2 protein-coding genes are annotated in these 779 nt (G+C 42.7%); one reads left to right on the top strand and one right to left on the bottom strand.

Annotation, left to right across the window (positions count from 1 at the left end; all coding sequences use genetic code 11):
• The coding region (locus tag B4K20_RS09190) for a mechanosensitive ion channel family protein (RefSeq protein WP_289282665.1) at nucleotides 1-418 on the top strand (418 nt) is incomplete at its 5' end.
• On the opposite strand, the gene B4K20_RS09185 is transcribed toward B4K20_RS09190, so the two are convergent.
• The coding region (locus tag B4K20_RS09185) for a hydroxyacylglutathione hydrolase C-terminal domain-containing protein (RefSeq protein ID WP_289282664.1) at nucleotides 415-779 on the bottom strand (365 nt) is incomplete at its 5' end. The two genes, B4K20_RS09190 and B4K20_RS09185, sit on opposite strands and share 4 nt — an antisense overlap.

Genomic DNA, 779 nt, shown 5'->3' with positions numbered 1-779 from the left:
CAACACCATTATGAAAACAGGTGATAACCGTGAAGTTATCGTGCCGAATGGTCTAATTTATGACGATACTATTACCAACTATTCAGCCAAAGATACCCGACGTATCGATATGGTCTTTGGTATTGGTTATGACGATGATCTGCTCAAAGCCAAACAATTACTGACCGATATCGTGACCGGGCATGAGAAAGTGATGGCCGATCCTGCCCCTGTTATTCGGGTATCAGAATTAGGTGATAGCAGTGTGAATTTTGATGTCCGTCCATGGGTGGCAGCTGCTGATTACTGGCCAGTACGTTCGGAATTAATTGAAACCATAAAACTCGCGTTCGATGAAAATGGTATCTCCATTCCTTACCCACAAATGGACATCCATTTTAATAACCTTGATAAAGAACAAGACGATAAAGCTGCTTAAAACTCGTCTTTCCATGCTCTTAATGAGCTAAAGACAGCTTGGCTATCTGGAAGAGGGTGACCGGAAAATTTTTCGGTCGCCTTTTTTATTCTGTCTACATCACAACGAAGAAACGGGTTGGTTGCCAGCTCATCCTGCATTAATGAAGGTACAGTGGCCTGTTTTTTCTGACGCATTGTTACAGTTTGTTCAAAGCGTTGCTGCAGTTGTTTATTTTCTGGCTCTACTGTTTTAGCAAAACGTAGGTTAGCTAGTGTGTATTCATGAGCGCAATAGATGGTTGTTGTGGGAGGTAAGCTTGCCAATAGATTCAGTGAGGCATGCAATTGTTCTGCGGTACCACCCAATAATCGTCCGCATC

The sequence above is a fragment of the Methylophaga sp. UBA5088 genome (assembly GCF_002414625.1).
GTDB lineage: Bacteria > Pseudomonadota > Gammaproteobacteria > Nitrosococcales > Methylophagaceae > Methylophaga > Methylophaga marina.
This window is presented reverse-complemented; position numbering and strand designations above follow the sequence as displayed.